Genomic DNA, 21909 nt, shown 5'->3' with positions numbered 1-21909 from the left:
CCTTTTCACGAATCAAGATAATATCCTGGCCTTTCACCTATCAGTTCAAAAATTGTACAGAATAAGATTATTATACTATGAACAAATAGCCTGTCGAACCCAAAAAGAAAAATGGAACAACGTAACGACTATAGACGAAAGATCCGCTATAGCCTGCATGCCAGCAAGATGCAGCTACCTGTAGCAAAAACCGGGAATAATCAGTATTTGAACTGACTAGTCCCGGTTCTTTTTATACAGGTAACATTCCCTGTAATTCAGGCTTATCTATTAAATGCCTTACTTGACTTTAATGCTCTTTTTCTTGCTCCAGTTAGAATATACAATTCCACCATCCTTTTCTTTATAAGTCCTTATACGAAGGTAATACTTCTTTCCGGATTTAAGCTTTTTTATAGTCTTTTTGGTAGTCTTAGCTTTTCCTATCTTAACTGTCTTTACATTTTCTTCGAATTTCTTATTGGTGCTGTACTGGATTTCATAGCCCTTGATACCCTTGGACTGCTTCTTCCAGGAAACTGTGATGGCTTTCTTTTTGGCAGTAAGCTCAGATATAGAAGTTTTCTTCTGCTTACTGTCTATGACTTCATTAATTGCTGTGCTTCCATCATATGCAGCTTCTCCTAAATCCAGGCCTGTATTATTGTCGGTACTTACTGTCTCATGATTATTTACAGCTCCGCTCTCTGTACCTTCTCCTTCACCGGAATCTCCCGATATCTCATCACCGGCTACAGTACCTTCGCCAAAATCATCAGGTGTCTCATCCCAGTCTCCAGTTTCTTCGCCGAAATCATCCGGTGTCTCATCCCCGGCTCCTGTGTCTCCTCCGAAATCATCCGGTGTATCGTCCCCGGCTCCTGTGTCTCCTCCGAAATCATCCGGTGTCTCGTCCCCGGCTCCTGTATCTCCTCCGAAATCATCCGGTGTATCGCCCTCAGTTCCTGTGCCTTCGCCTGAATCATCCGGTATCTCACCCTCAGTTCCTGTACCTTCACCGGAATCATCTTTTTCATCACCGTCATGTACTTCATCATCTTCGGGATCATCATTCTCAAGAGCCTTAACCAGGTAAAGCTTTATATCTCCAACTGCAAAAGTAACTCCGTTAGCATCAACAGGGGCATTGACATAATATTTAACAGTTATGCTGTTATTATCTACCGTAAGTTTCTCTCCAAGAAGATGATCCTCCACAACCGTATCTGCTGTGTCAATTGGAGTTGATTTAATCTCGCTTTCCCCTGAAGAAAGAGCCATAACTGCGCTGTTCATATTGCTCTTAACCTTGATATCATTTGAAAGAGTATAAACGCCATTCGGTACATCCGTAATCGTATATGAGAATACTGCATCATAACCATCCTGTGACCAGGCAACTAATCTTCCATTCTCTGTCCATGGTGAAAAGCCCTCAAAGCTCCATCCCTCGGTGCCCATCTCTGCAAAATCCCAACTCCAGATTACGTTGTCATAGTGCTCTTCTTCAGGTCCGTCATTATCCTCTACCTCAAGTCTGATGGCGTATTCTGAACTTTCTGCTATAGCTTCTCCGTCAGGATAATACACTCCTGCTTTTACCTTAATATCATCCCCGTTAACGATTCCTGCATCTGCGGTAAGTTCAAAGCTCCATACACCCTCTCCGTTTACAGGTACGTTGTACTTCTTTTCACCTACAGAAACCGTTACATACTCAACGTAATCAGCAGTTCCAGAGATTGTATACGGAAACTCCGTAACCAATCCAGAAGGCTCATCAATTGTAACTCCTGCTTTCTCAGTCAGGTCTTCCACAAAGTTAGCGCCCTTTAAATCGTCCACATAGAGTGTTCCTGAGGTAACGGTGCCTGTCTGATTAGTATAAATTGAAACCGATTTAAGATTTTGCGAACTGTTTATTGGCTGCGGTGTTCCTGACGTTGCCCAATCAGGTTGAATAATCTTGGCAAAAGGCATGTACAGAAGCATGGGACCTTTTCCTGTCATATATCCTGTGTAGGCATAGGTGGATGTGTCAGTCTCCATCTGCACCTTAATCTCATTTCCTGAGCCATCAGAGTCAAGATACATGGTAAAACCGTCATATCCGCCAAGGTTAAGCATATCCATATTCTTAGTTGCTCCGGCATAGCCCTTTCCATCGTAGTCATAATCGATTTTCAGGCCGTAAGCTCCTTCGTACTTATTCACAGAATCTAATGAGAGGTTGAACTTACCACCGTTGGTATTTCTTGAATAAGCCTGATTTAAAAGTGTATTTGATCCGCTGTATCCCTCAAAGTCATCAACCTTTACGGATGAGTTTGCATACACACTGTCAATATAAATGACCTTTTCCTCTTCGCCAAAGGAGTAGCCAAGTGCAATACCATAGTTGCCCGTATATACCTGTCCGGCATCAAGCGAAATATGTCCCTCACCGTTTCCTGCAGCGCTGCTGCTCTTTACTACAAACTGTGCCTCTCTTACATCAGACCAGTTAAAATCGCCGTCTTTAGTAAGGAAAAGCTTTTTCATCTCAGCGCCGCCGCTTAAGAGTACTGCATCGCTTTCCCATACGTGATTCTCAGCATCAAGAAGTCTCACCCTCAGCTCATTTGAGCTGTTGTCAGGCTTTACCCACAAATAAATACTGTCGAAGGCAGTGTAGTCAATTTCTCCAAGATCCTTGGAAAAAGTGATTTCTCCTTCACAGCCATTTATCCTATAAACAGCATTAAGACTGTCATTAGATCCGACGTAATATTCGCCATCCTCAATAATGTTTGCAGGTGATGCATCTGCAAGTGGTATCATCTTTTTGCCGCTTGATATCTCAACAAGTCTTACAAAGGCTTCGCCTGCGCTGTTTTCAGGAACAGTAACCCTAATCACTCTAACCGCCTGAGATACATTTAAATCACCATAAACGATATTTTCTACAGTCTCACCTGCTGCCACAGTCAGCTCCTTCGCAGGATTAAATGTTACTCCGTCAAAGGAGTACTCAACTATAACTCTTTTTCCATTAAGGCCCGCTGTACTTACACGAAAGGCGTTTATGTCATCACCTGTTTTATATACGATAGATCCCTTCCCGGGATCTGCGGTTGTAAGACCTCTGATGCCCTCAGCCTCTCCAACAACAAGGCCAGTATCCTTGGATACATAGTAAGGCTCTGCGTTCTCACCAAAGGTCGCATCCTGGATCATAGCGTTTGTTCTTACTTTACCGGATTCGCTGTTATCGTTATAGGAATCGCCGCCATTTTTATAAGTGATCTCAATGCTATCCAGTTTGCAGCTGCTGTTGCCTTTAAGATAAATTCGGCTATAATAGCAGGCTTTACTTGCTGTTATTGATGATGCGCTATAAAGTGTACTTCCTGTCTCATGAATTAATCCTATCTCCTCATAAGAAATACCATCTGAGGACACCATAAGTTTTGGCTCTGCACCTTCTGCTGCTTCACTTACAGCCTGAACCTTCACCTCTTCCACAGGTATTATGGATGAGTACTCGATATAGCCCTCCTCTGCACTCTTGTTGACTATAGTGCTGCCTGAATGCTCGATATTAGCTGAATGATCACTGCTGTAGGTGCGTCTTATCTCTGTGGGATTCTGATCATTACTTGAAACTGCTATAAGATCAAGCTCGTCCTTAACAACATGCTTTACATTCTCTACCACCACAATGTTTGACCAGGGACCAACTCCTGATTCGTTGCAGGCACGAATCCTATAGGAATAGGTCTGTCCGTCAACTGCAGTCATATCGTGATATCCGGCTATGCAGTCATGAGACTTATCTTCCCAGTTTCTGCCGGAATCGTAAACGTAATCATCAGCACCTGCGATAGTCTCAAAGAGCTCGGAATCCTGATCTGTAACGCTTCCTTCTGCTCTCTGGATTTCGTACCAGGCACCTCCAACAACGCCTCTCCACTTAATGTCTCCAACCGAGCCTCCAGCGAAAGAGTTATCGTGGGGTGTTCCATTTTCAGAGTAAAGAAGCGGTGCTTCATCTGTCTCAGGAGCAGGTATCGGAATTGCAGCTGCTTCCTCATAATTAGAAGCCTCTCCGTTTACAATCTGTGCATATGCATAAATTGATCTGATTATCTCTGTCTCACCGTAGTAATTACCTGACTCAAAGCCCGGCCAGTGATAGGATGCCCAATATCCATCCTCATTATGGAAATAGTATCCAAAGCCGTCCTTGTGGGCTCTTAAACTCCACATCATTATTCCGTTGGTGTCATTCTCAACTCCTTTTTGGAATACATCTATACAGGGACCTGCTGTAACCTTTGCACCGAATTCGCCAAGGATAAACGGTTTTCCTGCAGCGTGAGCAGCCCTTGTATCCTCTTCGCATCTTTGTGCATAATTGCCCTCATAATAATGTGCGCCAAGAATATCAGCTAAATTCTCTTCTCCCAGAGATCTGGGTGACATAGACATTCTTCCATCAAGCACCAGATGGTTCGTATCAATACTTTTTACATGCTCAACCACCTGATTAGTCCAGGCTGTGAGCTCATCATCTCTTTCCACCTGACTTCTGTTTCCCATCTCATTTCCGGTCTCCCAGCAGAGAATAGCGGGATCATCCTTGTACTGAACGCCTGTTACTGTATTGGTTCTGTTCAAAAGATGCGTGATCATCTGCTTAAACAGCTCCATGCACCTCTCGCTGCTGTAGAATTTCCAAGCCCAGTCCTGAAACCCCGACTGAGATGGTGCATTTCCGTCTGACTCTCCTGCCAGCCACACATAGCCGTCTATTCCGCCTATCCAGTGCCAATGGTCAACGAAAGGAATAACCACCCTTATGCCATACTGATTAGCCTTAGCCAGCACATCGTCAAGGCTGTTTAATGCATCCTCGTTAAATGTGAGATTACCTGCTTCATCCACACCTGTAACATAAGCTCTTGCACTATTTTCTCCATTGAAAACAGGGATAGTATAGGTTCTTGTGACATTACCTCCCATTGCCCTGAAGGTTTTCATGGCATTTTCATGCTCCCACGGAGTATCGCTTGTAGCCTGGGGATAATTCAAGGAAACAAATCTAAGCTCCCTGTCACCATCCATAAGCTTAGTCCCATCTACAGTTACAAAACCCGAAAATCCGCCTCCCTGCGGCATCTCTTCTGCCCTGACATCCATGTTCGCAACTGATGTCAAAAGCAGGCAGAGCGATAATATGAAACAATATAACTTTTTAAAATACCTCATCTACTCCTCCTAAAACTGTTTACAACACGGATTCAGATTTTTAATAAACTCCATAATCCATGCTTCCCTAAAACTTGAAATACCCAAATTTATCCTTCTCCAGACCTGCATAATAATTCCTGCTCCCGAAGAATTCACATTATATGTGCGCATCATATAATTTTCTGTTCTCCGTCGATTTTCTCTGTTTTCCTGCGTTTATTATCTGCATATCCAGGCTGCGGATCACATCACCATTTTAGCTAAATAATACAATTATTTTAGCTAATATCAACAATTGTTTTAATCTCTATTTTTAGGTAAAATTACTTAAAAAGTTTTCTTTTTTAGATTATATTCGTTGACTTATGTGGCGTCTAATATGTAATTTGTTATGTGCCATATAACATCATTGCTATATAGGAATAGTGTTTATGGAATTACTTCAATTGAGATATTTTTGCGAAATTGCAAAGGAAGAAAATATATCTATAGCCAGTAAAGTTCTGCATGTAGCGCAGCCTTCACTTAGCAGGTCACTTGCCTGCCTTGAGGAAGAGTTGGGGACTAAGCTGTTCGAGCGCGAAGGCAGAAAGCTTAGATTGAATCATAACGGGGAACTCTATTACAAGAACATCAGAAGTGCTCTTGGAATCATTGATAATGCAAAAAATGAGCTCTTAGACAACTGCACCTCACCCTCCGGTCATCTTACGCTCGTCATTTTAGCCGGTTCAAATATCGTGCCTGAGCTTTTGGTGGAATTCCATAAGCTTTACCCACATATATCTCTCAATCTGAAACAGCAGGCAACCCATAATATTCAACAGGCAGGGGATTTTGACTTTGTTATATCAGCCACCCCAGGTAATTATAAGGGGCTCACAAACATTACCTTACTTGAAGAGGATATTGTAATAGCAGCAAACAAAAATCATCCTCTGTCTATCTGCGCAGAAATAAGCCATAGTGAATACAATAAAGACTGCTCTCCTTCAGCTTACAAAAAGAGTGAATTAACAGATGCAAATAATGATTGCTCCCTTCCCGCTTACAGGGAGATAGATCTCATTGATGCAAAGTCCTATCAGTTTGTAACCTATTCAAAGGGGCCAAGTATTCGCGAACTTACGGACCACCTGTGTAAAATGGCGGGATTTAAGCCTGATATCATATTGGAAAGTGACAGTCCCGGCACATTTAAAAGTTTTGTGCAATCACAGATGGGAATTGCCCTGCTTCCCTACCAGACTCATAAATCCTTTTTCACGCCTATGATCACACCGATTTTCATTAAGTCACCAGTGTGTAAAAGGACTATATTTCTGTCCTATCCCGAAGGTCAGTATCTTAGTAATGTTTCAAAACTTTTTATGGAATTTTGTGTGGATTTTTTCTCAAAGATCAACATCAGCTTCAACTGATTTATGTTTTCTGTGCTATTGGCAAAAAAACTAGTGTGTTGTCTTGCTCATCTTTAATCAAATCATTTACAAATAATTTGGTCAATTATGAGTGAGACAACACACTAGGTCCGATCAGATGCTTATATCAGTCTTAATGGATTATTATATAGTTTCTACTACCTCTCCTAGTGAAAGCACCGCATTTCTGACACAATCCGGGCACTCACAGATTACTTTACCATTAAACATACTTTAGAATGTCCTTAAAGCTCTCTAAATGATATGTGGCCTTTCCATAGCTTTCTGCGCTCCCGATACCGGCGCTGTAAAAGCCGCCCGATACCGCAGCATCTATTCCGGCTTCAGCATCTTCTATAACAAGGCAGTCCTTCGGCTCTTCTGCAAGGAACTGGGCAGCTTTTAAGAACACTTCCGGATCGGGTTTGGATCTTGTGATATTGGTGCCATCACTTATGGCGTCAAAGAAACCTTCCAGCCCGATCTGTTTTAATATGAACTTGGTATTTTTGCTCGAAGATCCGATGGCAAGCTTAAGTCCCCTGTTTCTAAGCTCCTTTAACGTCTCTCTGACCTCCTCCGAGAGGTCTTTTTCAGACATATTTTCAAGACTCTTTCTGTAGATGTCGTTCTTTTTTCCGGCGAACTTTTCCTTTTCATCCTTTGAGAACTCAGGTCCTGAATATTTCTCCAGTATGATCTCAAGAGAATCCATTCTGCTGACGCCCCTTAGCCTCTCATTGATAGTCCTGTCAAAGGGAATATTCAGCTCATCTGCCAGCTCCTTCCAGGCAAGATAATGGTATTCATCGGTAAAACAGATAACTCCGTCCAGATCAAAAATTATGGCCTTATATTTCATATCAGATGTAATCCTTTCCGCACAGGGGATCAATGGGACTTACTCCCATAAACTCAGATCTGCCCATTATTTTCTCTACAGTTGCATCGACAAAATCCACACCTGCGCTGTAGGAATTAATATAAGTCCCGATCATGGGAGCATCAAACAGATGATATGGATACGAAGTCGATATCATCATCATAGGTATTTCTGATGCATGCCAGGGCGCATCATCTCCAAGCCCAAACACTACGTTCCAGTTGAGTCGCAAAGTAGTGTTATTTGAAGCATTTTCCATATTGCAGACATATAGATACAGATCAAAGGATTCCTTCATCTCAGCAACACTTCTGTACATCTCATGTAAAAGAGCCTTCTTCTCATCAGGCAGTGATGCCGGATCCATAAAATCAGCCGGGGCAATTTTAACACGTCTGTCCCTTACCGTAACTTCAAACCCTTCTGCTTCCAGCTTATCCTTCCACATCTTTACAAATGCGCTCTCCGGGTCCATTTCCTTGTCGATCACATTTAGGTATATCCTCCGGTATTTCTTCGGACTTAACGGCAAAAGAGCTTTCTCGTCCCTCACAAGAGTGACAGCCTTATCAGCCACCTCTTTTGCCCACATTCTGTGTTTGCTGCAGCCAACAACTGATAACTCTTCTTCCATAGGGACAAGACTTCCGTTTTTTTGTTTCTCATGAAGCCCCAGGGATGCCTTTGTTGCAAGGATTCTCAGCACTGCCTCATCAAGTCTTTTTACGGACAACAAACCACTGCCAATACCCTCAAGCATGAAACCGTAATCTTCTTCAAGGCTCTTGTTGAACAAAATCATGTCGCAGCCGTTTTCTATGGCAGTCGGTATGGCAATATTTCTGGGCATTGCACTGGTAAATCCTACCATGGGAGTGGCATCTGTGGTTATAAGGCCATTAAAGCCAAGACGTTTTCTGAGAAGACCTCCAAGAAGTTCCTTAGAAAGAGATGCCGGCATCAACATGCTTCTTCTGTCAGCATTATTGTTAATCTCTTTTACATAAGCCGGCTGGGCAATATGGCCCACCATTACAGTCTTTGCTCCCTTGTCTATAAGACTTTTATAGATATATCCAAAGCTGTCATCCCACTCTTTTACAGACAGAGAATTGACACTGGTAAGGATATGCTGATCTCTTTCATCTATTCCATCTCCGGGGAAATGTTTTATTGACACGGCAACATTATTTTCATCTGCACCATCCATATAGCGTGAAGCGAAGGAAACTATCTTCTCCGGGTCATCGCCAAAGGTCCTGACGTTTGTTATCGGATTATGAAAGTCTCTGTTGATATCCACGATAGGAGCAAAAGACCAGTTTAGTCCCAGTGCTGCCCCTTCCCTGCATGCAACATACCCCATCCTGTAGCCGTTTTCAGGATCCGCAGTTGCTGCAACTGCCATTGGCTTGCCAAAAGATGTCCCCTCTACCGCCAGTCCATCTCCACCACTCTCCGTATTAGCGGCTAATAAAAGCGGAATTTTGGCCATTGACTGTATTTTTCTGTGAGTATCCTGAATCTCTTTTGCTCTCCCACTTCTGTACATCATCCCGCCAACGCCAATTCCACTGACGATTCCGCGAAGAACTTCATCTTCACTGCTAAATCCCATAGGACAAAAAACCTGTCCGCATTTTTCCTCAAGGCTCATGTCCTCAAAGGTCTCTTTTACCCAATTTATGGCACTCTCGTCAAGAAAAAACGGATTCCCGGTATAATCGATTTCATAATTATCAAATGTCATATCAAACTCTCTTCCTCCAAAGTATTAAGCAAAGTATTTCCTGAGAAAATACGCCGGGCCACAGCTCCAGGCATGACAATAACTGTTTACAATGGTTCCTCCGTAAGGTGACTCGTCCGGATTTTCGGGATTATACAGCTCCCAAAAGGTGTCTGCACCGTTTTTGATCATTCCGCCCCAGTACTGTCTCATAAGATTGTGAGCGTCTTCTTTCCTGCCAAGCTTAATAAGTGCATCTATATAGTTGTGATACATATAAGGAGTAACCATTTTAACAGCACCGTCGCAGCCATTTAGTCTTTCCAAAAGCCTGAGTGCAGCACTACCTTCAACGGCATTTCCAAGTATCATCCATATCTGAGATGCAAAGGAGATCTGTCTGTCTTTCCCGCTTACGTACATGCCCATTTTTTCATCATATAAAAAAGTATTGGCTGCATCCTTTACTTTGTTGTAAAGATCAGCATACTCTTCCTCTGAGAGCACATCTCCGACCTGCTCGGCAAGCTCAATTGCTGCCTCCAGCGCGTACAGGAATATCCCCTGCGCACTTGCTTGTTTATTCAGCTCCAGATTCCAGTCCACAAAGCACCAGCCAAGAACGTCAAGGTCCTTTACTACATAGTGTTGGTCAAGGCCCTCTCTGGCAAGACTGATCTGTCTGCGGCATACCTGCCACAGATCCTCCAGCGCCTCCTGGTCACCTGTCTTTCTGTAATAATCCCTGAGAATGACCACAAAAAACAGAGAATAGTCAAACATACAGGTGTCGTCTACTTCAGGCTCAGGCTCCAAAAATACGCAGGCTCCGACTCTTCCATTCTCCTGAGTAAGCGCACCGAACAGGTATAGGCAGGATTTGACCATATCATTCATTCTGTAGGTTTCATAATTGGCCAGAGCCTGTATCCTAAGATCTCCTATCCACAGCCTTCTGTCTCTTTTAGGTCCATCCTCAAACACTGTCTGCATGCAATCTTTGAGAGTTTTTACAGCCACCTTGTCCATCTCTCTGTCCAAGGGATCTGCCGCCTCATAGGGTAAAAGATCCGTATCTCTGGCAGAAGTGACGGACTTGGCCCAAGCTTCGGAAATCTGAAGGTCAAATCTTGAACTGATATCCATAACCTCAATCCTTACAAATCTGAATGAATATCGTCTGTCAAAGTCCAGCCTTCCGGGGACCACATCCACCTTTACCAGCTCTTCCTGGATCCATGATGCGCTTACCCAGCCACTGTATTCTGATGCATCCTCAAACAGCTCTACTTCTCTTTCGGCAAAGCGTACTCTTAAGAGCACAGGAGCATCTGCATGAGCTCCTATGTTCTTAAAATGAAGAGAAAGATATCCAACCAGATGTCCGCCAAAGTCAAGGATGACCTCATCACCTTTTTTTAGTGACATAGTCCTGAAATCCCGGAGACTTTTTTTCTTTATTCCCTTGCCGTCCCTTGTAATACTTACTGTTTCGGCTACAGCAATCTCTTTTTCATTTAACCTTGGGAAAAGAGCCGTTGCTTTTTTCAATAATCTTAAGTCTTTCATGCTTTCAATAATCTCTTTATCAAATCATTGTTGTTCAGGTAAATAAGGAAAACAACCAGCAATACTGCATTTATAATTGACTGCATCGTTGCATTCACTGAGTTTGAGAATACAGCAAAAGTAGAATTTAAAAGTGACATGCAAACAGCCGCCAGGAGAAAGCCAATCTTCTCGTTTGTGAATCTGCCGATATATCCTGCGATAAACATAGGGAGAAATGCTGTAAACATGATGGCTATACTGCCAAAATTGAGCTGTCCTCCATTTATTGTCGTATTTCTGGCCGCATTAAGTGTTCCCACTATACCCATCAGGCCTCCACTGATCCCATAACAGATCAGAGTGTTTTTTACCTCATTGATACCTGTAGCCACAGCCACCTTCTGTCCCGACTTAAGTGCGTTGTAGTCATATCCAAAGGCCGTTTTATCAAAAGTAATTATCATAAATGCAAGGGCTGCCGCTATTATCAATGCTGCATAGACCCAGGTTCCTGTAAGAGCGGACATTGAAGGATTTTGAACTTCACTCATAACATATTTGCCACCGGTTATTGTGTACATAATTCCCTCATACACTAGCGTTACTCCCAGTGAGACTATGATGGGAGGCAGTCTTAATGTGCAATATGTAAGACCCGATATTAGTCCAAGTATCACTCCTGCAACAAGGGATATACAAAGCATCAGCGGTGCAGAGCCATTTCCCCCGGAGAGAATCCCATAGGTTATTTTTGCCCCTATGATAGATGACAGACCGGCCATTGATCCCAGGGAGAAATCAAATCTTCCGCTGTTCAGATTTATGGAAAGAGCCATGGTTGTGATCATCACAATAGCTGTATAAACTATGAAATTGTCAAAGCTTTTCATATTTGAAATCACACTCTGTCCATTTAACAGGCAAAGAGTCTGCAAAACCACAAGGGTTACAACCGGCATCGCCAGTGCGTTTACGATTCTCTTCGGGGTACTCATAGCTAATCTCCTTATTACTCTGTATTACTTACTCTCTACAAGGCTCTTTACATCCTGATAGGTGACCTGACTTCCGATAATGCTATCAAGTGTCTCTTTGCTGTAGATGGGTGAATCACCGTTGTCATTGACAAAATACTCATCGAAGGTTGCCTTGTCTGTTGCTACCAGATAGCCCTGATTGAGCGATACAACATTTCCCTCATCATTTCTGATAAGATTTCCGTCAATCGCATTTGAAACCAGCGCAAATACAGGTCCGATAGATGATGAATACTTACCTGCAAGATATTTAAGACTTCCACTCTCCATTGACTGACTGTTCATGGCAGTAAAGGAATCAATATCGGCAAAAGGTATATTTTCCTGTGAAAGTGTCTGTGCAAAGAATGTAGTTGCCATTCCAACTGAAAGGAATGCCTCGGGAGCCTTCTGAATAGCTGCACCAAGCTCATCTGTTGTTGTATCGCCATATCCCTGGAGGTATGCAACAAGTTCAACATCGCCGGAAACCTTTGAAAGATCAATTCCCTGATCCTGGAAAATCTGTCCCACGATCGCTCCCATGTCATTTGCTCCGCCGTAGGTACAACCAAGTCCCGTAAGAATACCGGCTGCTCTGAAAACGTGCATAGGATTTGGAATGAAAGCGCCATAGAGAGCCACCTTCTTTACTCCCTGATTTTTAAAATACTCGCCCATAGCTTTTCCTGCCTCAAATTCAGTGGCATTTGAAGGTCCGATCTGGCAAACGAAGTGCTCATAACCTTTGTATTTTTCATACTGCTCGTCATCAAGAACTCCTGAAGCTATTGCATAGTAAATGCCATACTGCTCGCAGGTCTCAATCTGCTGTGCTCTGTCGCTGCTGGATAAAGAGATAACTGCGTCATATCCCTTTGATGCAAATTTTTCAATAGCGGCCTTCTCGTCTTCAGCGCTTGCCAGCGCATCAGTGTAATCAAAGGTAACATCATAGTTTTCCTGAATATACTTCTCATAGTAATTTCTAAATCCCAGGGCTTCCTCACCGCTGACATCTGCTACAAGCACTCCGATTTTCTTGGCTTTGCCGGAAGGCTGAGTAGTTGTTTCAGCTTCCTGTGCCTGTGCTGCGTTATCAGCACTGCCCTGTGCAGCAGGTGCCGAATTTCCGCATCCTGCCATCACCGTCATGGCCCCGGCCATGATAAGTCCGATCACTTTTGTAAGTTTTTTGTTCATAATATTTTCCTCCTTTATCTTGGTAACAGTGCTGTCCTGTAATTCATGCTGGTTACATAAACCACCGCCAGGAAAAAGACTGCACTGATCACCTGTGTGATGCCGTATGCTGCGCTGCTGTCTATGACTATCTCAAGAATGTCATTCAGCAAAATATATGAGAAGCCACCGATCAATGCCGCGTAAATCTTACTTCTTGCACCTCCTGAGATTGGCATTCCTCCGAAAACGATCGCAATAAAGATATTCATTCCTATACTTGATGCTGTTGTAGTAGTAACCGATGGGGTATAGCAAAGTGTCAAAAATGCTCCGAGGCCGATTCCAATTCCCGCCATCACAAAGGCCAGGATCGTATATTTACTTGCCTTTATTCCTGTAAGCTCTGCACAAATTGGATTTCCGCCCACAAATTTCATCCTTCTTCCGGCCTTCGTAAACTGGAATACAAAGAAGCATATGGCAAAAAAGGCTATTAAAAGCATTGCCTTAAAACCTATGTTGTCAAAGGGCTTTACAACTTCGCTGGGAATACTTATTCCGCCAAGAGCTCCTCCATAACTTGTGATGATCTGTGCCGAGAGAGCTGAAAGAACCGACATCATGGCAACAGTTGTCACGAAGGGAGGTATATGAAAAACCGAAGCTAAAACCGAATTCAGCAGTGAAGCTGTGATACCCACTGCGAATATCGCGACGATCATCAAAATAAGGCTCTGAGTCTTGTTATAGGTCATGACCCCCATAGTGGCTGCAAAGAGCGTTGATGCTCCAAGGCTTATATCAAAGGTGCCAAGGGTATAAATGAAGATCGCCCCAGTAGCAACCACCGCAAGAACAAGAGCCTCATTAAATACTATTTTCAGGTACATATCCAGCTTGTAACCATTTATGCTTACCACCACCAGAAATGCTGCAAACAAAACCAGTAAAGCGGCAATGGGAAGTAAGGATATGATTTTTTGTTTTATGTTGGTTTTTCTTTTATCTGTCATCTCTTTTACCTTCCTCAGATCATGTAGCTTATAATGTCTCCCTCGCTGAGGGTACTGCTTCTCTTAAACTCTCTTGTGATCTCTCCGTCCTTCATAATGAGTACTCTGTCACTCATACCTATCAGCTCCGGCAGCTCCTCACTTATCATAAGTATTGCCTTGCCTTCATTTTTGAGCTTTACCATGAGCTGATACATCGCCTGCTTGACTCCGATATCCACGCCTCTTGTGGGGCAATCCAGGATCAGTATCTCGCTTCCGCAGCCTATCCATTTACCAAAGACAACCTTCTGCTTATTGCCACCCGAAAGCTGACCTACTGCCTGATCCATATCTGAACATTTGATCTTAAGTTCATCCACCTGTTTTTTTACATATTTTTTCTCACCGGATGAAGTAACAAGGTTTATTTTGTTTTTAAAGATATTCATTCCGGCGATAGCAATGTTGTCTTTTATACTGGCATCGAGACAAAGCGATTTCTGATCTCTGTCTTTCGACACATATCCGATCTTTTGCCCTATTGCATTGTGAGGGCTGAGTATCTCTTTTCCACTACCGCAGATAACATGCCCCGAATCAAGCTTTAGCGCTCCGAAAAGGGCTTCACCCAGATCATGCATTCCGCTGCTCGCAAGGCCACCGACTCCCACAATCTCTCCGCGGTGGAGCTCCAGAGAAACGTCCTTTAAATTATCTTTGTAGTTCAGGCTTTGAGCGCTGAGTACCACTTCATCAAGAGATGTACACTCCGTATCCGCCCTGTAATAATCACCTTTAAGCTCTCTTCCTATCATGCTGCTGCGGATGGCATCTGCATCAAATTCCTCTTTTTCAAAAGTCCTTATGATGTTTCCATCCCTGAGTACCGTCAACGTGTCACAGACTTCCATGATTTCGTCCAGATCATGAGATATAAAGATCACTGACTTTCCGTCATCCCTCATTTTTCTGAGCAGACTGTACATGATCTGCCTTCCATCGTGGGACAACGCAGTTGATGTCTCATCGATGATCAGAATATCCGGGTTTTTCATGATAACTTTGGCTATTTCAACCAGCTTTCTGTCCTGAAAGTCCAGCCTTCCCATCGCATCTCTTCCGCTGATGCCTGCTATCCCAACGCTTTTAAGAGCCTCATCTGCTTTTATTTCCAGTTTGTTCTTGTCCACAAGGCCAAATTTGTTTTTAAAGCTCCCAAGTTCGGCAAGGAACATGTTTTCAGCCACCGATATTCCTCCAATGGTTCCGCTTTCCTGGACAACCATTCCAATGCCCTTGTTCAGTGCATCTATCATACTGGCCGGTTCCCATCTGTTTCCCTTAAAAAACATCTCTCCTTCATTTGCTTTCTGCATTCCGGCAGCTATTGAGGAAATAGTGGATTTTCCTGATCCGTTCTCACCGATCAGGCCTCTGATCTCGCCGGGATAAACTTCAAGGTCAACCTCGTTAAGAGCCACGACGCTTCCGAATCGTTTGCTGATATTCTTCATTTCTAGAACTGGTTTATTCATAACTGCCCATTCCTTTCTGTAAAGGCGCTCTTTATGATGCAATTATATGTTTAAAAAGCGCTGAACATAATTCACAAAATCGCTCAATATTATTGATGTTTTATGATTTAAATATAATAATTTTTATATAAATCTTTGATTTTTTGACATCTACTTGCCGAGAAGATATAGTAGATTTAATAGGAGCCCTCAATATAAGGAGATAAAATGGACGCTAATGCATTAAAGCAGCATATATACGATGTTACAGAGGTGGAAGCATTTTATAGAGAGTACTACCTCGCAGGGAAGAACCCGGATTCGCTTAGAGAATTTCTTAAGAATCTTGACATGGAAATGGTGCTGAGTAAGCACCTTCTGATCAAAGAAAAAAAAGAAACAATCCCCGATGTTTATGAGGATTATTTCTTTTTTGATCTGTCTGACAATGACAGTATTATTGTTCAAAAGCACGAAAGATACAGCCCGGATATTGAGCATAGCCATACCTTTTTTGAAATCTCATATATTTACGATGGCAGATGCACCCAGACTATATCGGGCAATACCATTGAGATGAGAACAGGAGATTTCTGCGTGATCCCACCGGGAATCAGGCATTCTTTTGCGGTATTTGACGACACTATCGCCATAAATATAATGCTGCGCCGTGATACACTTCACACTATGTTCTACTCCTTTCTCAACACCCGTAACATCCTCTCATCCTTCTTTCTGAACAACATTTATGCCAAAAAGGCGAACGATTATATAATGTTCAGGACCGGCCAGGACGCGGTCATTTCCGAGTCCTTCATATGGATGTTAACAGAGAGTCGCAACAAGGAAGAGTACCACTACCAGGCCATAACAAACACCCTACTCCTCGACTTCTATATGATAATTAGACGGTACTCCGAATCTGTTCAGATGCCCCTGTTCGACTCCAGAGTAGATGTCCAGCGCTATGCTCTTATCCAGTATATTCAGGAAAACTACAAAGACGTTACCTTGTCGGATCTGTCAAATAAGTTCCACTATTCCAATGAATATACATCAAGACTGATAAAAGAGCTCACAGGCATGAATTACACAGATATCCTGCGAACTGTCCGAATCGAAAGATCGCAGGATCTTCTTGCCAATTCCACCATGACGGTGCAGACCATAGCAGAAGCTGTTGGGTACGATACCACAGAGCATTATATAAGGCAGTTTAAAAAGCACACAGGCATGACGCCCTCTGCATATCGCAAACAGTCCACATCAAACAGAACCAGGTAAAAGAGCTCTCATACCCCTGTCAGATATCATCCGCGATATCGATATTCTCGCCTGTAATTCCTACCCACGCGCCGTCCTTAATCTTACCATCATGATCAAATGTTATGTAATGCTTATCAAATAGAGCATACTCTTACAGAAATGGGGTCGCGATTACTTTTACAAACTTTTGCGCCGCCATTTGTTTGCCGTGCTCAGATATAAGCAAAAACAACAGTTTTTACTTATTATACCCCATCTAAAAAACCCTAAAAAGGCGAAAAATAAGGTTTATAGTCGTAACTACTTTTACTGACTTGCAATTACTTTTTCACTCAAAGCACTCTCATGAATTTTATTCTCTATCTATATGATTGTGAAACTTCTAAAAAATCCTTCTCCCCATCAATGTATTCTTTATAAGCCGTTTCCGGATCTTTTCCATGAAACACCTTGCACAACCCGCACATATCACAGTCAGCTATGCATGGAAATCGTTCCTTAATATATTGCCTGCGTTCTTCACTTGTTGATAATGCTATCTCCGGTGCAGTTGCCATAATATCAATCTCCTCAATATATCTGCCTGTCCTTGTCTCAATTCTTTATGTAAAGTCCACTAACCACTTTATCATTTCATTCATCCAGGAAGCGCATCCTTCATCTAACATAATTGCATCTTCACTCTGTTATTAGTAATGTACTCTCACAACTTTTGCTCCAAATGGGAAAAGAGCTACTCTGGCAATCTTAAAGAACTGCTTTCCAAAAGGTATTCCTATAATGGTGATACAGAAAATGCATCCAATAACTGCGTTTCCAATCGCAAGCTCAATTCCCGAAAAGCATATCCAAAGTATGTTAAGAAGCAACGATACCGCTCCGCCTTCATCCACAATCTCTTTTCCAAAAGGATTAAGTGATACTGAAGATAGCTTAAAGCACTGAAGTCCCACAGGGATTCCAACAACTGTGCAGCACCAGAGAACTCCTACAATCCACCATCCCAGGGCACTAAGCAGTCCTCCGCATAAAATCCAAATAATGTTTCCTAAAATTCTCATAATCCACCCTCACATTCTTTTCATTTTTACTTTAATAAAACTTTACTAACTGAAACTTCGCAGTTACAAAACTGCGGTTGAACCTTGATAATTCAATAAAAATTGGCAATTAATTACCAATCATGCTGCCTGAAGATGACGTTGCATGGATGGTGTAAGTGCAGATACAAACTTGTCTATCATTAAAGATATTTTTTCTTCATCGAGATCAAATTCTTCTATCATCATGTTTGAGAAAATCTCCATAATGATGTTAAAAGCATAGATGAATGTTACATCGGCCACCTCATCCATGAAGTATGCAAACAACTCGCCTAAAGTTCGAGGATCTCCTGATTCGCGATTTTCTACTGCAAGCATCATGTATCGAGTAAATACGATTGCAACATGCGCTGTCATAGCATCATAAGAAAGAGACTTACATTCTTTTGCCAGCTTGAGATAGCTTTTACACATCTTGAAGAAAACCTCTATCTGCCATATGCCGATATTTTAGAAATGCCGATAAAACATTTTCTCAAATCCCATGCCTGAGGCAATTGTCAGGCATGGAAAAAAAATATCGGCATTTATTTCAAACCACACAGGCGCTTTAGAACCTCTTCATCGTCAGCATATTTAAATACCACATCATCTTTGAAAACTGACTTATCGCTATCACTAAGCTTATGCAGTGCTTCACGTTTCATTTCTTCTGTGACTTTAGCGTAAAATCTAGTCGTTTCTACATTTGAGTGTCCCAGCCATTCTGAAATGGTCGGAAGTGGTACTTTTGCTTGGTACAGATGCATGGCTCTTGTTCTCCTGAACAGATGTGAATGGAGATGTATAAGATCAGTGCTTTTCTTGCGAAGTTTATTTTCACACTCTGCCAGTATCCTGCTTACATTATCACTCGACATCTTGTTTCTTCGCCCATTTCGGAATGAATAGAACAAATAGTCCTGTTCATTTTTCTCCGGATGATACCGCTCACAATAACTGCAGTATTGTCTCCATATTTCTTTTGATAATGGTGTTATCCTGTGTTTATTGCCCTTGCCATAGAAATGTACATCTGCCTCCCCATTTGATGTAGGTTTTATATCATGTAGCTTAAGTGACAATACTTCATTGATCCTTGCGCCGCTTTCATAAAGCAGTGAGATAAGGAAGCGATCCCTTGTTGCATCACGATTGATATCAACACAATTCAAGATGCTTGCCACTTCATCTGTTGTCAGCCATGTGAATTCTATAATCCTGTCATCATCATAATCGTTGATTTCACGGATTTCCTCAAATTCATCAGGGGTTAAGGCCTTTTTCTTTAGCAGGTAATGGCAGAAACCGCGGATATCTGACAACCTGTGATTAACTGTAGTTGCCACGTTTTGCCGTTCAGTTTTTAGCCATGCCATAAAGTCAACGATGTTAACCTGATTAAAATCAGATGTCTGTAGTGTTAGTAACGTCAAGTTCTTTTTTGCTCCAAGATATGCAATGTATAGATTTATGCTATACCGATATGATGCTATAGTATCGTCATCACGGCTCTTTACCCGTGGAAGATAGACTTTTATAAAATCACCAATTAGAGACACCAGACGCGGATCCTTGGCGCTAATCCTCATCACAGGACACCCCCTCTCCATATATCTTGGAGAGCATGTCCCAATCGATGCCCTTTGCCTTACGAAGCTTATCAGGAAGCAGATGAACATAGTATAGTGTAGATGTAAGCTCGGAATGCCCCATATAAGCTGAAAGATATGTAAGAAGTTCCATCACATTTTTCCCACTATTGATCCAGTTTATGATATTCCTTGAGGCAAAAGCATGCCGAAGATCATATGGGCGAGGATTACCTTTCCACTGTATACCACATGTTTTAATTATCCTTCGCCAAACATTGTTGTACCAAGATGTTTCATACTGAGTTCCATCCCACTTTTGAAAGAACCATTTCCGTTTACCTGCTAATGCATCATACCTTTTGCAGAGTTTCAGCATGTCGCTGGACATGATTATGTGACGGTCTTTATGCCGTTTTGACTGGCGGATATATAAATCACCTGTTTTAAGGTCTATATCTTCGGTGCGTATTGCAGGTGGTTCCTGTGGACGTAATCCGCAGCAGTAAATCAAGCGGGAATATACAGGAAGTACTACCTCAGGCAAATATCTTTTGCCGCATGTTGCACCTTTAATCGAATCTATCGCATTAAACAGACCTAAAAGTTCCTCATCAGTAAAAAGATATGGATTATAGGCGGTTCTTTTTACTGTGTAATCATCATCCGGGATATAATCCTCGTATCCCAGAAAGTTCAGATATTTGGTGTATTCCCTAAGCAGAGCGATAAATGCTGCTTTACTATTGTTAGTATAAGGATAAAATGCCAGCCATTTATCAATCATTTCCGGTGTTATCAATTCTGAGTTGGGGTAATTCTCAACGCAGAAGTTTATAAATGGTGGAACAGAGGAACGATAAGTTGCAGTGGCATATCCAACAGAGGTCCTATATGACATCATTTCCTCAAATGCATCATTCAGTCTTTTCTCAAGCGTCATAATCCAGCACCTCCTTTGGTATTGTGGGAAGAACTGTTTTTATGCCTGGCGTAAAATCCAGTCGTTATAGGAACGTCAGTGAAATCAAATGCAACAAAACATATCTGACTTTTATTATGAGTGATATACGGTTTGTCTTCTACAATTGATTTATGCCCCATCATCTGAGATGCTATCTCGATTGGAACACCTCTTGAAACCATGATGGTTTCAAAAGCTCTGCGTATGCTGTGAAATCCTCTAAACGATATCTTTTCAACTCCAGCTTTTGCGCAGTACTTGTCAATCATACTCCCAAAGCCTTTGGAAAGCTTTCGAAAAGGAGCTTTTGCCGTCAAAAACACCTCATGATCATTGCATTCCGGTCGCCAATCAAGAATATAATCCGCTAAAGCATTCATCGTAGATCCGTTAAGCTCCACAGACAAGGGCTGGTGATTTTTTGATTGAACAAGAGATAATTTATGATTCTGCCAGTCTATATCTGAAAGCCTAATCCTGATTATGTCGCAACCACGTAATCCGGTACAATAAGCCAAGAGTATTATTGCAAGATCCCGTTTGCTTAACATGTCCTCATTAGTAGCGGCATCAGCAATGTCAGAGATTTCATCTTCTGTATATGCCGGGATTATACGTCTGTGATCATTCTTGAGTTTTAGTAACCTATAGTCCCGATGAAGACAATGATTACCATGGAATTTCAGGTATTCGGTTGAATACTTTATACATCTGAGAGTACGTCCGGTACTTCCACTGTTAGAGACAGGGACTTCCTCAATAAGGAACTTCATTACAGTCACATCGTCGATGTGTTCCGGATCCATTCCTTGTTCTGATGCATACCACAAGAAATGCCTTGTTGGAGCACGCAGATCACTTTTTGTTGCATCACTGAGAGGATAACTGCCCAGTATCTTTTCAACAAGATCTGCCATTTCAGAAGAAACCGGATACTTCTTAACTGGATAAACTGCGCTTGAGAAATCCGCAGTACCCGTTTCAGCTAACGAAGACAGCATACGCAAAACTCTAAGCTGAAAGCGTCGATACTCTTTGCATACCTCACCATTAGCGAATCTTTTTTCAAGATATTCCTTATAATTATCATTGAATTCTGGTGAATAGACATATGTGCCTGAACCTGTTGCATACTTTAAGATGCTGTTGCAAACAATCTGATATTGCTCTACTGATACTTCTTGAACGTGTTGCATCACCTCCTTTAGTAGTTGCTCGGTTAAATCCTTTAGTAATGGATATGAGTCTGTCATGGCGGCCTCCTTTCTATAGAGATGTTGTTACATCTTTATAGTAAGAAATGCCGATAATATTTGGAAATCATGAATTTATGATACTTTAGGATGCCTGAAAATCGGCATTTCTAAAATATCGGCATATGGGGTGTTATGCCGATATCAGCATAATCTGCCAGCGCTTTGAGTAAATACGGATGATTTCTTCCTCATCTATGTTTACGTTTGTGGAAATCAGGCAAAGATAGTCTTTCCGATTGGAACG

General features: G+C 42.1%; 15 protein-coding genes and 1 pseudogene. 2 read left to right on the top strand and 14 right to left on the bottom strand.

Annotation, left to right across the window (positions count from 1 at the left end; translation table 11 throughout):
* Positions 1-279: 279 nt before the first annotated feature.
* On the bottom strand, positions 280-5229 hold the full coding sequence (locus T501_RS10650) for a fibronectin type III domain-containing protein (protein WP_044914742.1): 4950 nt from the start codon (positions 5227-5229) through the stop codon (positions 280-282).
* A gap of 413 nt (positions 5230-5642) precedes the next feature.
* Between T501_RS10650 and T501_RS10645 the strand changes: the two genes are divergently transcribed.
* Positions 5643-6632, top strand: coding sequence for a LysR family transcriptional regulator (locus T501_RS10645; protein WP_026511130.1), 990 nt, complete (start codon positions 5643-5645; stop codon positions 6630-6632).
* A gap of 223 nt (positions 6633-6855) precedes the next feature.
* On the opposite strand, the gene pgmB is transcribed toward T501_RS10645, so the two are convergent.
* The 7 genes from pgmB to T501_RS10610 are packed head-to-tail and all read right to left on the bottom strand — an operon-like array spanning position 6856 to position 15526.
* On the bottom strand, positions 6856-7494 hold the full coding sequence (pgmB, locus tag T501_RS10640) for a beta-phosphoglucomutase (protein ID WP_026511129.1): 639 nt from the start codon (positions 7492-7494) through the stop codon (positions 6856-6858).
* 1 nt (position 7495) lies between these two features.
* Positions 7496-9265: a glycoside hydrolase family 3 protein gene (locus T501_RS10635; RefSeq protein WP_044914740.1), complete on the bottom strand. Its 1770-nt coding sequence runs from the start codon at positions 9263-9265 to the stop codon at positions 7496-7498.
* 24 nt (positions 9266-9289) lie between these two features.
* Positions 9290-10813: an alpha-L-rhamnosidase-related protein gene (locus T501_RS22140; protein WP_044914738.1), complete on the bottom strand. Its 1524-nt coding sequence runs from the start codon at positions 10811-10813 to the stop codon at positions 9290-9292.
* Positions 10810-11790: an ABC transporter permease gene (locus tag T501_RS10625; RefSeq protein WP_044914737.1), complete on the bottom strand. Its 981-nt coding sequence runs from the start codon at positions 11788-11790 to the stop codon at positions 10810-10812. Before T501_RS10625 ends, T501_RS22140 begins: the two co-directional genes overlap by 4 nt.
* Positions 11791-11814: 24 nt before the next feature.
* On the bottom strand, positions 11815-13014 hold the full coding sequence (locus T501_RS10620) for a type 1 periplasmic-binding domain-containing protein (RefSeq protein WP_044914736.1): 1200 nt from the start codon (positions 13012-13014) through the stop codon (positions 11815-11817).
* Positions 13015-13028: 14 nt separating this feature from the next.
* The gene (locus T501_RS10615) at positions 13029-14009 is read right to left on the bottom strand and encodes an ABC transporter permease (protein ID WP_026511124.1); all 981 of its coding nucleotides are present in this window, start codon (positions 14007-14009) and stop codon (positions 13029-13031) included.
* Positions 14010-14023: 14 nt separating this feature from the next.
* The gene (locus tag T501_RS10610; RefSeq protein WP_026511123.1) at positions 14024-15526 is read right to left on the bottom strand and encodes a sugar ABC transporter ATP-binding protein; all 1503 of its coding nucleotides are present in this window, start codon (positions 15524-15526) and stop codon (positions 14024-14026) included.
* Between the two features lie 207 nt (positions 15527-15733).
* On the opposite strand from T501_RS10610, the gene T501_RS10605 reads away from it, so the two are divergent.
* Positions 15734-16789 (top strand): AraC family transcriptional regulator, encoded by a 1056-nt coding sequence (locus tag T501_RS10605; RefSeq protein WP_026511122.1) that lies wholly within the window; start codon positions 15734-15736, stop codon positions 16787-16789.
* A 341-nt stretch (positions 16790-17130) separates the two neighbouring features.
* On the opposite strand, the gene T501_RS10600 is transcribed toward T501_RS10605, so the two are convergent.
* From T501_RS10600 to T501_RS20220, 6 genes and pseudogenes are all read right to left on the bottom strand, one after another.
* On the bottom strand, positions 17131-17328 hold the full coding sequence (locus T501_RS10600) for a hypothetical protein (protein ID WP_026511121.1): 198 nt from the start codon (positions 17326-17328) through the stop codon (positions 17131-17133).
* 132 nt (positions 17329-17460) lie between these two features.
* Complete coding sequence (locus T501_RS10595) at positions 17461-17832, bottom strand: YccF domain-containing protein (protein ID WP_044914735.1); 372 nt, start codon at positions 17830-17832, stop codon at positions 17461-17463.
* Positions 17833-18086: 254 nt separating this feature from the next.
* A pseudogene (locus T501_RS22885) lies at positions 18087-18312 on the bottom strand (IS4 family transposase); the annotation flags it as partial.
* A gap of 89 nt (positions 18313-18401) precedes the next feature.
* A complete protein-coding gene (locus tag T501_RS10585) occupies positions 18402-19445 on the bottom strand; it encodes a tyrosine-type recombinase/integrase (protein ID WP_044914733.1) in 1044 nt (347 codons plus the stop codon).
* Positions 19435-20388, bottom strand: a complete 954-nt coding sequence (locus T501_RS10580) for a tyrosine-type recombinase/integrase (protein ID WP_044914732.1) — start codon at positions 20386-20388, stop codon at positions 19435-19437. The genes T501_RS10585 and T501_RS10580 overlap by 11 nt, the downstream gene beginning before the upstream one ends.
* Positions 20385-21662 (bottom strand): site-specific integrase, encoded by a 1278-nt coding sequence (locus tag T501_RS20220; RefSeq protein WP_081843118.1) that lies wholly within the window; start codon positions 21660-21662, stop codon positions 20385-20387. The genes T501_RS10580 and T501_RS20220 overlap by 4 nt, the downstream gene beginning before the upstream one ends.
* Positions 21663-21909 lie beyond the last annotated feature (247 nt).

It is taken from the genome of Butyrivibrio sp. WCE2006, from assembly GCF_000701985.1.
Classification (GTDB): Bacteria; Bacillota; Clostridia; order Lachnospirales; family Lachnospiraceae; genus Butyrivibrio.
Note: the sequence above shows the minus strand (reverse complement) of the source record. Positions and strands in the feature narration are given on the sequence as shown.